This is a genomic window from Bombilactobacillus sp. ESL1197 (genome assembly GCF_058107145.1).
In genome coordinates, this window is sequence record NZ_JBYLTY010000001.1 from 994,267 (window position 1) to 1,008,633 (window position 14,367).

Below are 14,367 nucleotides of genomic sequence, written 5' to 3' on the forward strand. Positions count from 1 at the left end.
AGCACCTTTTTTGAAATTATGTTAAAGCTGCTTAAACAAGCAAGCTTTTAATACTCAGAATTTAAAACCAACAGATTTAAAGACTTAAAGGAGGAACAGCAATGGTTGTCATAATGGATGGTAAACAAGCTGCCCAACAAGCTGATCAACAGTTTGCCCAGCAAGTTCAGGATTTGAAGCAACACAATGTTATCCCAGGGTTAGCTGTTGTTTTAGTAGGAGATAATTCAGCGAGCAAAATTTATGTTCGTAATAAAAAACGACGAGCTGAAAAAATCGGCATTAATTATCAGCTATATCATTTGCCGGCTGATGTTAGTCAAAGTGAAGTGTTAGCTTTAATTAAACGCCTAAACCAAGCCGCAGACATTGATGGCATTTTAGTACAAATGCCTTTGCCCGCACAAATAGATGCTGATTTGGTAATGAATACCATTGCGGTACAAAAAGATGTTGATGGTTTTGGCTTATTAAATATTGGACGTTTGTGGTCCGGAGAGGCGGGCAATTTTCCCGCAACACCGCGCGGCATTTTGCGGTTGTTACATGATTATCAGATCCCCATTGCGGGCCAACATGCTGTGGTAGTAGGACGCAGTAATATTGTTGGTAAACCAATGGCTGGTTTGTTATTGCGCGAAAATGCTACCGTTACGATGGCGCATTCCCATACACAAAATTTACAAGTATTGACCAAAACTGCGGATATTTTAATCGTGGCCATTGGCCAGGCGGAGTATATTACGGCTGATTTTGTTAAACCCGGAGCGGTAGTCATTGATGTAGGGATGGATCATAATGCCGCTGGTAAATTAGTCGGCGATGTTGACTTTGCTACAGTGCAAGAAGTAGCCGGTTATTTGACGCCAGTACCCGGTGGCGTAGGGCCCATGACCATTACTGGTTTGTTAGAGCAAGTGATTACTTTAGCACAACAGAGGGTAGCAGTTTGAGTACACCAGAATATTTGACAGTTAGCGCGCTAACACAGTACTTAAAACGTAAATTTGATTTGGATCCCTATTTAAATCGTCGAGTTTATTTAACCGGCGAAATCTCTAATTTTCGACTGCGTCCGCGCCATCAATATTTTTCACTCAAAGATGCGCATGCTAAGATTTCTGCCATTATTTTTCAGAATGCTTTTCAAAAATTAAAATTTACTCCTGAAGAAGGCATGAAAGTCTTAGTTTGCGGTCGTATTTCCATTTATGAAGCAACAGGGCAATATCAAATTTATGTAGAACAAATGCAACCCGATGGTGTTGGTGCCTTGTATCAAGCTTTTGAACAGTTAAAGCAAAAATTACAAAAAGAAGGTATTTTTGCTTTACCGAAACAAAAGATTGCTCCTTTTCCGCAAAGAATTGCCGTCATTACGAGTCCTTCAGGGGCCGTGATTCGTGATATTATAACGACTGTTCATCGCCGTTATCCGATTGCCCAATTAGTTTTATTTCCCGCCCAAGTTCAAGGTGATAGTGCGGCGGCGAGTTTAGTCCAGCGCTTAGAGCAAGTTAATCAACTAGGAAATTTTGATACGATTATTATGGGCCGTGGTGGTGGTTCAATTGAAGATCTCTGGCCTTTTAATGAAGAAGTAGTCGCGCGGGCGGTTGTGGCTTCCAAAATTCCGGTGATTTCGTCAGTTGGTCATGAGACAGATACGACGATTACAGATTATGTAGCTGATTTACGAGCACCAACGCCGACCGCCGCCGCTGAATTAGCCACGCCGGTTTTGAGTGAAGTATTGGCTGATTTGCGTCAAAGCAAGGTGCAAATGTATCAAGCAGTTAAGCAAATTTTAGTGCGTAAACACCAAGAACTAGTTCGTTATCAAAATAGCTATTTATTTCAAAATCCACAAACCTTGTATCAAGAGTATTTACAACGCGTGGATCAATTAATCACAGCTTTAAAAGACGCAATGTTGCAATTATTAAAAGAACAACAGCATCGCTTAAAGTTGTTGCAGCAGAGCTTACGATATCAACAACCCCAATTAGTAGTCCCAGTACAACAAGTAGCGAACTTAAAACGTAATTTAAAGCAAAATTATCATAATTATCTGGAGCAACGATCCCAACAAGTCATGGGCTTGATTAATTTGTTAGAGGATTTAAGCCCGTTAAAAACGTTAACTCGCGGTTATGCTGTGGTGCAAAAGCAAACCCAAGTCGTGACTAGTGTGCAACAAATTCAAGCTCAAGAACAAGTGCAAATTCAACTCCAAGACGGTAGCTTGACAGCCACTGTCACAGAAGTGAAGGAAGGTCAACATGACGGAAAAAAAGCAAAGTTTTGAAGAAAGTTTAGCCAGCCTGCAGCAGATTGTTGAACATTTACAAAGTGGCGACGTACCTTTAGAAGAAGCCATGGATCAATTTCAAACAGGTGTCGCTTTAAGTAAAAAATTGGAGCAAACTTTAACACAAGCGCAGGAAAAATTAACTAAAGTAATGAGTGAAGATGGTCAAGAGACTGATTTTCAATTAAATGCACAAACAAAGCAGGATAAGACAACTGATGAATAAATTTGAAATTTTGCAAAAGCAGTTATTAGTTCCATTTAATGAATTTTTAGAGCAGCAGTTAACTAAAGAAATACAACAACCGCAATTACGAGCAGGGATGTTATATTCTTTACAAGCTGGTGGTAAACGGTTGCGCCCTCTTTTGTTTTTGGCAACCTTACAAGCGGTGCAGATTAACCAAGACATTGAGTTAACGAACTATTTTAAAATTGCGGGCGCTTTAGAGTTGGTGCATACCTATTCGTTAATCCATGATGATTTACCAGAAATGGACAATGATGACTATCGGCGTGGACAATTAACTAATCATAAGCGTTTTACAACGGGACGCGCGGTTTTAGCGGGTGATGGTTTGTTAACCCATGCTTTTGTTTGGCTGACAGACAATGGTTTACCCACAGCTATTCAAGCACAATTAGTTTATACGTTGGCTAAAGCGGCTGGTGTCCAAGGCATGGTTGCTGGGCAAATGACGGATGTAGTACAAACAGGTCATAGCTTGACCGTAGAGCAAATCACCCAATTGGATCGGCAAAAAACGGGGGCTTTAATTCAAGCTAGTGTGGAAATGGGAGCAATTTGCTTAGAGCTACCAGTAGACGTTAAACAACATTTGATTGCGTTTGCCCAAAATTTTGGCTTGGCTTTTCAAATTTATGATGATTTACTAGATATAGTTGGTGATCAAACTACTTTAGGTAAAGCAGTTGGCAAAGATCAATTAGTAGGTAAAAATACTTATCCAGCAATTTTTGGTGTTCAAAAGGCCCAAACCAAACTGCAACAAGTTATAACAACGGCTCAACAGGAATTAGCGGCCATTGCTTTAGCAGATAGTTGTTTAGCTGATTCTTTAGCTTATTTCCAATTGGAGGATCAATAATGGCTGCTAATAAAGAACGGGTGGATGTTTTAGTCGTTAACCAAGGTTTAACTGCTTCAAGAGAACAAGCAAAACGCTCAATTATGGCTGGTGAAGTTTATAACGCAGATAATTTGCGTTTAGATAAACCCGGAGAAAAAATTGCGAGTGATACCCAACTCCATTTAAAGACCTTAAAACATCAACAATATGTCGGTCGCGGGGCTTTAAAATTGGCGAAAGCCATTAAAGTGTTTAAGATCGACTTAAAGGATTTATTGTGTCTGGATATTGGTGCTTCGACTGGTGGTTTTACAGATGTAGCTTTACAAAATGGAGCGCGGCGAGTCTATGCGTTAGATGTTGGCTACAATCAGTTAGCTTGGAAATTACGGACTGATCCACGGGTAGAAGTTATGGAACGGGTGAACTTTCGTTATAGTCAACCACAGGATTTTGCCCAAGGATTGCCAGAATTTGCAATGACGGATGTTTCTTTTATCTCATTGAAATTAATTTTGCCACCCTTGACCAAAATTCTATTACCAGATCATGATGTCGTTTGTTTGATTAAACCACAATTTGAAGCAGGCAAAGAAAATGTTGGCAAGCACGGAATTGTTCGTGATCCACAAGTTCATCGCCAAGTATTACAAGATATCTTAAGCTTTGCCACGGCCCACAATTTTGATGTTTTAGGTTTGGATTATTCACCGATTACTGGTAGTGGTGGGAATATTGAATTTCTAGTTCATTTGCGATTACGCCAAACGACAGGGACTATTGCACCAACAGTACAAATTGAGCAAGTTTTAACGCAAGCATATCAACAATTGAAGTCACATTAGTGAGGGATCCAAATGTTGCAAGAGTTAATTATTCAAGATTTTGCGATTATTAAGCGGATAGATGTTCATTTTCATCAAGGATTGACGGCATTAACTGGTGAAACAGGAGCCGGCAAGTCCATTATTATTGATGCATTAGGATTATTAATTGGGCAACGTGGTTTGAGCGAATATGTGCGTCACGGTGCTGATAAGGCGTTAGTTCAAGGTATGTTTACAATTGAACCGGATAACCAGGCAGTTATCGCCAATTTTTGTCAAAACCTTGGTTTGGATTTTAGTGAGCATAGTTTAATTGTGAAACGCGAGTTGCACCAAAACGGGCGCAATGTTTGTCGTATTAATGATCAGTTAGTGCCAGTAACTACCTTAAAACAATTGGGGCAATATTTAGTAGATATTAGTGGTCAAAATCAAAGTCAGCAACTATTGAATCCCCATAGTCATGTACATTTGTTAGATCAATTCGGTGGTTCTGCAACACTAACGAGTTTAAAACAATACCAACATACTTATCAAAAGTATCAACAATTACAACAGCAGTATCAAGATTTACAGCAAAATCAACAACAACGTGCCCAACAAATAGATATGCTCCAGTTCCAAATTAAAGAAATTACCGCTGCACAGCTACAGCCTGGTGAAGAAGAAGAGTTATTAGCTCAAGAGCAGCAATTGGCTAATTTTGAGAAAATTAATACGGCTTTGAATAATACTTATCAGTTATTAGCCGGCGGTGAACGTAATTTGCTTGATCAGTTGAATCAAGCCGTGCAAGAGATGCAAACTATTAGCGACTTAAGTACCAATTTTTCCGAAATAGAGCAAGAATTGTCCGGTGCTTACTATGATTTACAAGATAGTCAAGAACAGTTAGCTCGACAGCTAGATGAACAGGATTTTGATCCACAAAAATTACAGGCGACCGAAGAACGCTTGCAATTAATTCATAACTTAGAACAAAAATATGGAACTAATATTTCGGATATTTTGCAATTTGGTGAACACGCACAACAACAGTTAACGCAGTTACAAGCCCAGCTGGTTGATCCACAAAAGTTGCAAACACAGCTGCAATCATTGCGGCAGACTCTTCAGCAACAAGCGGCGGTTTTAAATCAAAATCGCCAACAAGCAGCTCATCAGTTAACTAAACAAGTGATGAAACAATTACAGGCCATGTATATGGAAAATACGCTGTTTAAAGTTCAATTTACACCACAGGATTTTACGCTTCAGGGGAATCAATTAGTTGAATTTTATTTGCAAACTAATCCTGGAGAAGGTCTAAAACCATTGGCTAAAATTGCTTCCGGTGGGGAATTGGCGCGAATTATGTTAGCACTTAAAACAATTTTAGCGCGCTATCAACATGTAGAAACATTGGTCTTTGATGAAATAGATACTGGAGTTAGTGGGCGTGTGGCGCAAGCGATTGGTGATCAAATGCGCCAGTTATCACAAACGTTGCAAGTCTTATGTATTACGCATTTACCGCAGGTGGCTGCCAATAGTGTTCACCAATATTTGGTACAAAAACAAGTGCAAGCTGATCAAACAACCACGACGGTTGAGTCATTAACGTACAATCAACGCATTGAAATCATTGCACAAATGTTAGAGGGAACCAAAGTCACGGCAATTACGCGTCAACATGCGGCCGAGTTATTGACCTTAGCACAAAAAAATTTAACGAGAACTAGCACCCCCTTGAAAAAGAACTGAAAATGGTGCATTATGTTAAGTAAAATAATTCGTGATTATTAAAGTAAAAGGATGTTTATATGGCTTCAGGAAAAGGTATGTTAATTGTGCTGTCCGGTCCGTCAGGAGTAGGTAAAGGGACTGTGCGTAAGGCAATTTTACAAGATTCGGCAATTCAATTTAAGTATTCAGTTTCGATGACTACTCGCGAAAAGCGTGCCGGTGAACAGGAAGGCGTTGATTACTTTTTTCGAACCAATGAGGAGTTTGAAGCAGAAATCGCTAACGGCGGTATGCTAGAGTACGCGAAGTACGTTGATCATTATTACGGAACACCATTAAGTTATGTTCAACAAACTTTAGATGCTGGAATTGATGTTTTTTTGGAAATTGAAGTCAATGGTGCCATGCAGGTTCGCCAAAAGATGCCGGATGGGGTATTTATTTTTTTGACGCCGCCCGACTTAGCTAGTTTACGGAGTCGGATTATCAATCGTGGTTCTGAAGATCAGACAACGATTGATAAGAGAATGGAAAAAGCTAGACAGGAAATTAAAATGATGTCAAACTATGATTATGCAGTAGTTAATGACGAAGTTCCCAAAGCTGTCCAGCGGATTGAACAGATTGTTCGTAGTGAGCACTTACGAGTGCCTCGAGTGATTGGTAGTTATAAAAAAATGATTGGAGCTAACTAAAATGATTTCTTATCCCTCAATTGATAAATTATTAGAGCAGGTTAATTCGCGTTATTCTTTGGCTGTTTTGTCGGCCAAGCGGGCGCATGAAATTGATGATGGTGATGTGGAGATGTTAAGTAGTTATGAGTCTCCACGTTCAGTTGGTAAAGCTTTGGAAGAAATTGCGGATAATAAAATTAAAGTTGATCCGCAATCAATTCTTAGTGAACGTAGTGCAGAGCGGATTGATTATCTGGAAGAAGCTGAACATGAACGTTTAGAAGATTTTAAAAAGGGAATGTAATGCTACTCCATTCAGATGAACTCTGATGGAGTTTTTTAATAGTTGATGGGAGTGAAGTGTGCTTGTATGCTCAAGTAATTGTCGATGTACCCACTAAGCAAACTGACCATACATTTGACTATTTAATACCACCTGCTTGGCAAGGGTTAGTTTTGCCCGGAATGCGTGTAAGTGTTCCGTTTGGACGTTCAGGACGATTAGTGCAGGGCTTTGTTCTGGCAGTTCAAGCAGAAAGTGCGTTTACGGGTAAAGTTAAGCAGATTGTGGCAGTTTTTGATTTAAAACCAGTTTTAAATACAGAATTATTACAATTGTCCGAATGGTTGGCGCAAAATACGTTTGCTTTTCGGATTTCTTGTTTACAGACAATGTTACCTAACGTTATGCGCTCTAAAACACAAAAATTGGCCGTTTCGTTAGACCCTATTGTGACTAACTCAGATTTGTTTAACCAAAAACCAGTATTAGCTTTAAATACACAGTTAACACCGGCCAACCAAAAACAATTAATTCTTTGGCAACAGCAAGGCTTAATTCAAATACAATATCGTTTAAAGAATCAAGCACATCATTTAACTCAATTAGTTTTAAAACGGCGCCCGCTTGATTATGCAGCTTTGCTGAAACAATTAACACCGAGAGCAATCCAACAGCGCAAATTATTACAACTATTTGTGGATAGTGAGCAGCAATTTTTTAGTTATCGTCAGCTGCAACATGATTACCAAATAAGTAATGCAACGATTAATGCGGCCTTAAAAAAAGGTTGGTTTGATAAAGATCAGGTACTTTTACGGCGGCAGCCGCAAACTTTAGCAGTTCAAAGAACTACTCCGAAACAATTAACCCCTGAACAAAAACAAGCTGTAGAACAGATTATTCAAGGTCCAATTAAACCTACCTTGCTGGAGGGAGTTACTGGTAGCGGTAAAACTGAAGTTTATCTGCAACTAATTCAATATTATTTACAACAAGGTAAAACCGCATTAATGTTAGTCCCAGAAATTGCACTTACTCCACAAATGGTGCAACGAGTACAAGAGCGTTTTGGGCAGCAAACCGCAGTTTTGCATAGTGGTTTGTCACAAGGCGAACGGTATGATGAATGGCAAAGAATTCAAGATGGAACTGCTCAAGTAGTTGTCGGAGCTCGTTCAGCAGTGTTTGCACCTCTAACAAACATTGGCATTATTATTATTGATGAAGAGCATGAAGCTAGTTATAAGCAGTCAGATAATCCCCGCTATCATGCACGGGATGTGGCGCTCTGGCGTGGGGAGTATCATCATTGTCCCGTGGTTTTGGGCAGTGCAACTCCCAGTTTAGAGTCGCGAGCTCGGGGGCAAAAAAAAGTTTATAATTTGGTACGCTTAACTAAGCGAGTTCATGATCAACCGTTACCAACTGTGCAAATTGTTGATTTAAGAGACTCACAGCAATTGTCCAAGTATTTAGACTTATCAAAACCGTTACTGCAAGCAGTGCAAACTAATTTATTACAGCATCAACAAACCATTTTACTGTTAAATCGGCGCGGGTTTGCCGCTTATTTACTTTGTCGTCAATGTGGTTTCGTACCTAGTTGTCCTAATTGTGATATTTCATTAACAGTTCATTTAAAAGAGCACCGGTTATTGTGCCATTATTGTGGTTATCAGGAACCAATTTATCAAAGTTGTCCGCAATGTGGTAGCAAAAAATTAAAATTTGATGGTACTGGAACCCAAAAAGTGGAACAAGAATTAGCAGAATTGTGGCCGCAGGCTCGAATTATTCGCATGGATAATGATACAACTAATAAAAAGGGCGCTCATCAGCGTTTGTTAAGTGAATTTGAACACCAGGGTGATATTTTACTCGGGACACAAATGATTGCTAAAGGTTTGGATTTTCCCAATGTAACTTTGGTAGGAGTGATTAATGCGGATACGGGTCTAGCGACGAGTGATTTTCGTGCTAGTGAACGGACGTTTCAATTATTAACGCAAGTTAGTGGTCGCGCCGGTCGTGCTCACAAAGCGGGCCGAGTACTGATTCAGACTTATAATCCGGATCATTATGCCATTCAATTAGCTGCGCAACAAAATTATGAACAGTTTTACCAGCGGGAAATGGTTTTTCGACATCAGGCTGGTTATCCGCCATATTTTTATTTAATCAAGATTAGTATTTCACATAAATCTCAAGCAGCCGCTTTAAAGATGGCTTATAATATAGCTAAGCAGTTAAAACCGCTACTGCTGCAGCGTGAACAGTTATTAGGACCTACACAGCCAGTAATTGGCCGGATTGATAATCATTACTATTATCAGATTGTCATTAAATATCGTAAAAATGCCGCTTTATTTAAAAAATTAAATCAAATTATGAATAGTGTTCAAATTGATCATCGCCAAGGCTTTTTAGTAGCCATTGATCATGAACCTCAGCAATTGGAGTAGAATATGACAAAAATTATTTTTATGGGAACCCCCGACTTTGCAGTGACGATTTTGGCCGGTTTGCTAAAAGAAAATTATGAAATTAGTGCTGTTGTGACGCAACCAGACCGCCAGGTGGGTCGCAAGAAAAAATTGGAATTTTCGCCAGTGAAACAATATGCTTTGCAGCATGATTTACCGATCGTGCAACCTCAAAAACTTAGTCACAGTGCAGAATTGGATCAATTGATTGCTCTGCAACCAGACTTGATTATTACCGCTGCTTTTGGCCAATTTTTACCTACTAAGTTATTACAGGCAGCGAAAATTGCTGCGATTAATGTTCACGGATCACTCTTACCACATAATCGTGGTGGTGCGCCAATTCAGCGGGCGATTATGAATGGTGATCAGATAACAGGAATTACGATTATGTATATGGTTGCGAAGATGGACGCAGGTGATATTATTAGCCAAGAACAGTTGCCCATTACGAACCAAGATACAGCGGGTTCGTTATTCGCTAAATTAGCCGTCATTGGTCGAGATTTATTATTAAAAACACTTCCACAAGTTATTAATCACACGAATTCGCGTGTGCCACAAGATGAATCTCAAGTGACAATTACGCCTAATTTAAAGCCAGCTGAAGAACAAATTGATTTGCAACATTCAGCATTAGAGATTGATCGCCAAGTGCGGGGATTAAATCCTGATCCAGTAGCTTATCTCTTGGTCCACGGGCAGCGTGTTAAAGTTTACCAAACAGCTTTGAGTGATCAAACTACTACTGCGGTGCCAGGAACCATTGTTGTCCGCAATAAGCATCAACTGGGTTTGGCGGCAGGCAATAATTCCATTATTTATTTGGAACAAGTGCAACCCGCAGGCAAGAAATTGATGACTATTAGTTCATATTTAAATGGTCAAGGAAAGGATCTTCAAGTAGGTGACGCAATCAATTAAGCACAGTGTTCGCGCGATAGCGATACAAATTCTAACTAAAGTCTTTGATAATGCGGGTTATTCCAACCAACTAATTAATCAAGCACTAAAGCAACAACAGTTCAATGATGCTGATCAACGCTTATTGAGTCAGCTAGTGTATGGCGTTTTGCAGCATAAACTAACGTTAGATTATGAATTAGCACCATATTTACGGGGAAAAAAATTAGTTCCGTGGGTCAAAAACGACTTGCGGGTGGCGGTTTATCAATTAAAATATTTAGATCGAATTCCTAATCACGCTATTTTATTTGAGGCAACGCAACTGGCTAAGGTTCAAGGCAACTTAGGTTTATCCAAATTGGTCACAGCAGTATTACGGAATTTGTTACGCAATGGCTGGCGTTCTCTAGCAGATTTAGCGCCATTAGCACAATTAGCTATTCAATATAGTGTGCCCCAATGGATTATTGAACAGTTGCAACAGCAAGTTGGGTTGGATAAAACCCGGACATTGCTAGCCAGTTTGAACCAACCACCGAAGCTATCGTTGCGGGTTAATTCAGCTAAAATTTCGCGAGCAAAATTGCAACAGCAATTACAAACTGAAGGTTTGTCGGTCAAACCGAGTCCCGTCAGTGAAGATGCTTTAGTGGCAGAACATGGCTTTGGTGCTGGCACAAAATGGTTTCAACAAGGTTTTTGTACGATTCAAGATGAAAGCTCAATGTTAGTTGCACCAGCTTTAAAAGTTGCACCGGATAATCGAATTCTTGATGCCTGCGCCGCTCCCGGTGGTAAAACCACACATTTGGCGAGCTTCTTAGGGCAAAAAGGACAGATTGTGGCCTTAGACATTCATCAAAAAAAATTACGGTTAATTCAAAATAATGCGCAACGCTTAGGGGTGCAACAGTTAATTCAAACCCGAGCCTTGGATGCGCGCAAAGCTGGCCAAGAATTTGCGGCAGCTAGTTTTGACCGTATTTTAGTTGATGCACCGTGTTCAGGATTTGGATTGATGCGCCGCAAACCAGAAATTCGCTATGGTCGCCAATTAAGTGATGTTTTACATTTAGCACAAATTCAGCGCGATATTTTAACGGCAGTAGCGCCGTTATTGAAAGTTAATGGTTATTTAGTTTATAGTACATGTACGATTTTTGATCAGGAAAATCAACAAGTGATTGAGCAGTTTTTAGCGGATCAACCGCAGTTTGAATTAGTACCAGTTACCACACAAAAGAAGTTAGCTTTAAGCAATCAAATGTTAAAAATTTATCCAGACGATTATCAAACTGACGGCTTTTTTATTGCTTGTTTAAAAAGGGTGAAGTAAAGTATGCAAATTGCATTTACAACGGATATTGGTCAACAACGCAAAACTAATCAAGATGATGTGCAGGTTTATCAAAATCAACAAGGTGTCGTTTTAGCCTTGGTGGCTGATGGTATGGGCGGTCATCGGGGTGGTGACGTGGCTTCTAATATGGTTATTCGACATTTTAAGACGGCATTTGAAAAAAACCAAATGCGGGATATTCGCCAGCTGGCGCAATGGACGGAAAGTTTTTTGATTCAGGAAAATCAGCGCGTGGTCACAACGGCTAGCGAACACGTCGAATTAAATGGTATGGGCACGACGATTGTGGGGGCATTTGTTTTACCTCAACAATTGGCGGTTTTTAATGTTGGCGATAGTCGTTGTTATTTATTAATGCAAAAACAGCTGCGACAAGTCAGTTTTGATCATTCATTGGTTAATGAATTGCTGGTAGCTGGCGAAATAACCCCAGAACAGGCCCGCAATTCACCTAATAAAAATATTATTACCCAAAGTTTGGGTGTCTCCACCGATGTCAAACCAACTTTTGGTTTTTTTGATTTGCCAACTGACGCGCAGATTTTGTTATGCAGTGATGGCTTAACCAATATGTTGTCTGATCAGCAAATTCAACAAATTTTGGAACAAAATCTATCACCTCAAGCCAAGTGTGACTTATTGATTCAGCGTGCTAATCAAGCAGGCGGTTTAGATAATATTACCGCTTTAGTAATTGATATGGCTGCTGGTCGTACTGAGGTGAACTCCAATGATTAATAAAGGGGACTTAATTGCTGACCGCTATCTAATTTTGGACACCTTAGGTGAAGGCGGGATGTCCAATGTTTATCTGGCAGAAGATACTTTTTTACATCGCCGCGTAGCATTAAAAAGTTTACGTTTGGACTTGACGGATAATCAACAATTTCGACAACGATTTCAACGTGAATCACGAGCCATGAGTGAATTATCTAGTCCTTATATTGTCAACATTTTAGATATTGGTGATGAAAGTTTCCCCTATATTGTGATGGAGTATGTCAAGGGCCCAAGTCTAAAAAAATATCTGCGGCAAAACTTTCCCATTAGTCAGCCACAAATTTTAAGTTTTATGGCGGAGATTTTGCAAGGCGTTGCCGTTGCGCATCAACATGGGATTATTCATCGCGATTTAAAACCACAAAATGTTTTCATTACTTCGCAAGGTCATGCGAAAGTGGGCGACTTTGGTATTGCTTTATCTTTAGGCGAGCAGTCGATTACACAATCGGATGCCACTATCGGTTCGGTTCATTACATGGCTCCCGAACGAGTGCGCGGGGCTCAGGCAACGGTTCAGTCCGATATCTATTCGTTAGGGATTATTTTGTTTGAAATGTTAACAGGACGCTTGCCGTTTGACGCTGAAACCTCGATGGCCGTAGCGGCTAAACATTTTAATGAACCGATGCCGAATTTATGTCAAATTGATGCCGCTATTCCCCAGCCGTTGGCTAATGTAGTTTTAAAAGCGACTGCCAAGGTTCCCAGCCAGCGGTATGCAACCGTTAGTGAAATGGCCCAAGATTTAGAGACAAGCTTAAATGCTGATCGAAAAAATGAACAGCCTTTTATTCCTGAACCGATCAATACTGAAGAGACGAAGGTTTTATCGAATGTTCATGAACAAACTACTGCTCCTAGTGTTAATCCGCAATCTGATTTAACGTCTGGCCAGAAAAAGCCAGTAGTTAAAAAAAAGCATCACCGGCGGTGGTTAATAGTGCTACTGGTAATACTAATTATTATCATCGGTTTTGTTTTTTGGTATAATCGCAAAGAAGTGACGGTGCCGGATGTTCGTGATTTGAGCCTTAATCAAGCACGGGCAGTGCTGAATAACTCTAGCTTAAAAGTTGGGACGATCACTAAGAAAACGAGTAACACGATCCGCACTCAAAATGTTATTAGCTCCATTCCTCCGCAGGGTAGCCATCTCAAAACCGGAACGAAAGTTAAACTAATTCAAAGTACCGGTCCCGTCAAAAAAAGCTTACCAAATGTGCAAGGCTGGAATTATTATGCGGCTAAAAAAAGATTACACCAAGCAGGATTTAAAGTTCAGCGGAAAAATCGCTATTCTAAGACAGTGCCTGCGGGTAAGGTCATTAAGCAAACGCCCAGAGCTACTAAACGCAAAACCGCGCAAAATCGGGTCGTTCACTTAACAATTTCTTTAGGAATTAAAAATACTGGGGTTACTGTGAAAGATTTGACAGGTTATAATTTGCGGGGAGCGCAAGATTACGCTAATGAGTCCGGGTTACACTTAGTGGTGAAGACAGTTGCTTCAGAGAGTGTGGACAAGGGCTTAGTTATTTCGCAAAGTCCCGTCGCGGGTACGCGAGTGATGCGGGGGAGTGATTTAATTATCAGCGTGTCTAGTGGTGGTAATAATGTCGTCAATAATCCGCCACAAGCTCGATCGACTGCCAATGATGATGCGACACCAACGGATAATGTTCAAAATGTTTCCCGGACCGTGACGGTGCCGTTTAATGCACAAACTAATAATGGTACTAATGTGGTAAAAATTCATGTTCAAGATCTCAATCATAATATTAATGATGTTTATCAAACATTGAATATTACTGCTGATACTCCCGTAACAATCAATTTACAACTGAATAAAGGACAAAGTGGACAATATAGTATTGAACGTGACGGTCAAACGATTGATTCACAGACAGTAACAGGCAATTAA

Annotated in this window: 13 protein-coding genes; all 13 read left to right on the plus strand. The window is 40.0% G+C overall.

Annotation, left to right across the window (positions count from 1 at the left end; translation table 11 throughout):
* The first annotated feature begins 101 nt into the window (after positions 1-101).
* The 13 genes from AC3B6B_RS04630 to pknB are packed head-to-tail and all read left to right on the plus strand — an operon-like array spanning position 102 to position 14,367.
* A complete protein-coding gene (locus tag AC3B6B_RS04630; RefSeq protein WP_489757501.1) occupies positions 102-953 on the plus strand; it encodes a bifunctional 5,10-methylenetetrahydrofolate dehydrogenase/5,10-methenyltetrahydrofolate cyclohydrolase in 852 nt (283 codons plus the stop codon).
* The gene (xseA, locus tag AC3B6B_RS04635) at positions 950-2,308 is read left to right on the plus strand and encodes an exodeoxyribonuclease VII large subunit (protein ID WP_489757502.1); all 1,359 of its coding nucleotides are present in this window, start codon (positions 950-952) and stop codon (positions 2,306-2,308) included. The genes AC3B6B_RS04630 and xseA overlap by 4 nt, the downstream gene beginning before the upstream one ends.
* Positions 2,283-2,537, plus strand: coding sequence for an exodeoxyribonuclease VII small subunit (locus AC3B6B_RS04640; protein ID WP_489757503.1), 255 nt, complete (start codon positions 2,283-2,285; stop codon positions 2,535-2,537). The genes xseA and AC3B6B_RS04640 overlap by 26 nt, the downstream gene beginning before the upstream one ends.
* Positions 2,530-3,420: a polyprenyl synthetase family protein gene (locus AC3B6B_RS04645; protein WP_489757504.1), complete on the plus strand. Its 891-nt coding sequence runs from the start codon at positions 2,530-2,532 to the stop codon at positions 3,418-3,420. The genes AC3B6B_RS04640 and AC3B6B_RS04645 overlap by 8 nt, the downstream gene beginning before the upstream one ends.
* A complete protein-coding gene (locus AC3B6B_RS04650) occupies positions 3,420-4,247 on the plus strand; it encodes a TlyA family RNA methyltransferase (protein ID WP_489757505.1) in 828 nt (275 codons plus the stop codon). Before AC3B6B_RS04645 ends, AC3B6B_RS04650 begins: the two co-directional genes overlap by 1 nt.
* Before the next feature lie 12 nt (positions 4,248-4,259).
* Positions 4,260-5,972 carry a DNA repair protein RecN gene (gene recN, locus AC3B6B_RS04655; protein WP_489757506.1) on the plus strand — a complete coding sequence of 571 codons (1,713 nt, stop codon included), beginning with the start codon at positions 4,260-4,262 and terminating at the stop codon, positions 5,970-5,972.
* 59 nt (positions 5,973-6,031) lie between these two features.
* Entirely contained in the window at positions 6,032-6,649 is a 618-nt protein-coding gene (gene gmk, locus AC3B6B_RS04660; protein WP_489757507.1) for a guanylate kinase, read from the plus strand.
* Between the two features lies 1 nt (position 6,650).
* On the plus strand, positions 6,651-6,935 hold the full coding sequence (rpoZ, locus tag AC3B6B_RS04665; protein WP_489757508.1) for a DNA-directed RNA polymerase subunit omega: 285 nt from the start codon (positions 6,651-6,653) through the stop codon (positions 6,933-6,935).
* A gap of 56 nt (positions 6,936-6,991) precedes the next feature.
* Positions 6,992-9,376 (plus strand): primosomal protein N', encoded by a 2,385-nt coding sequence (priA, locus tag AC3B6B_RS04670; protein WP_489757509.1) that lies wholly within the window; start codon positions 6,992-6,994, stop codon positions 9,374-9,376.
* Between the two features lie 3 nt (positions 9,377-9,379).
* Positions 9,380-10,321, plus strand: coding sequence for a methionyl-tRNA formyltransferase (gene fmt / locus AC3B6B_RS04675; RefSeq protein WP_489757510.1), 942 nt, complete (start codon positions 9,380-9,382; stop codon positions 10,319-10,321).
* A complete protein-coding gene (gene rsmB / locus AC3B6B_RS04680) occupies positions 10,305-11,639 on the plus strand; it encodes a 16S rRNA (cytosine(967)-C(5))-methyltransferase RsmB (RefSeq protein WP_489757511.1) in 1,335 nt (444 codons plus the stop codon). The genes fmt and rsmB overlap by 17 nt, the downstream gene beginning before the upstream one ends.
* A 3-nt stretch (positions 11,640-11,642) precedes the next feature.
* Complete coding sequence (locus tag AC3B6B_RS04685) at positions 11,643-12,401, plus strand: Stp1/IreP family PP2C-type Ser/Thr phosphatase (RefSeq protein ID WP_489757512.1); 759 nt, start codon at positions 11,643-11,645, stop codon at positions 12,399-12,401.
* Positions 12,394-14,367 carry a Stk1 family PASTA domain-containing Ser/Thr kinase gene (pknB, locus tag AC3B6B_RS04690; RefSeq protein ID WP_489757513.1) on the plus strand — a complete coding sequence of 658 codons (1,974 nt, stop codon included), beginning with the start codon at positions 12,394-12,396 and terminating at the stop codon, positions 14,365-14,367. Before AC3B6B_RS04685 ends, pknB begins: the two co-directional genes overlap by 8 nt.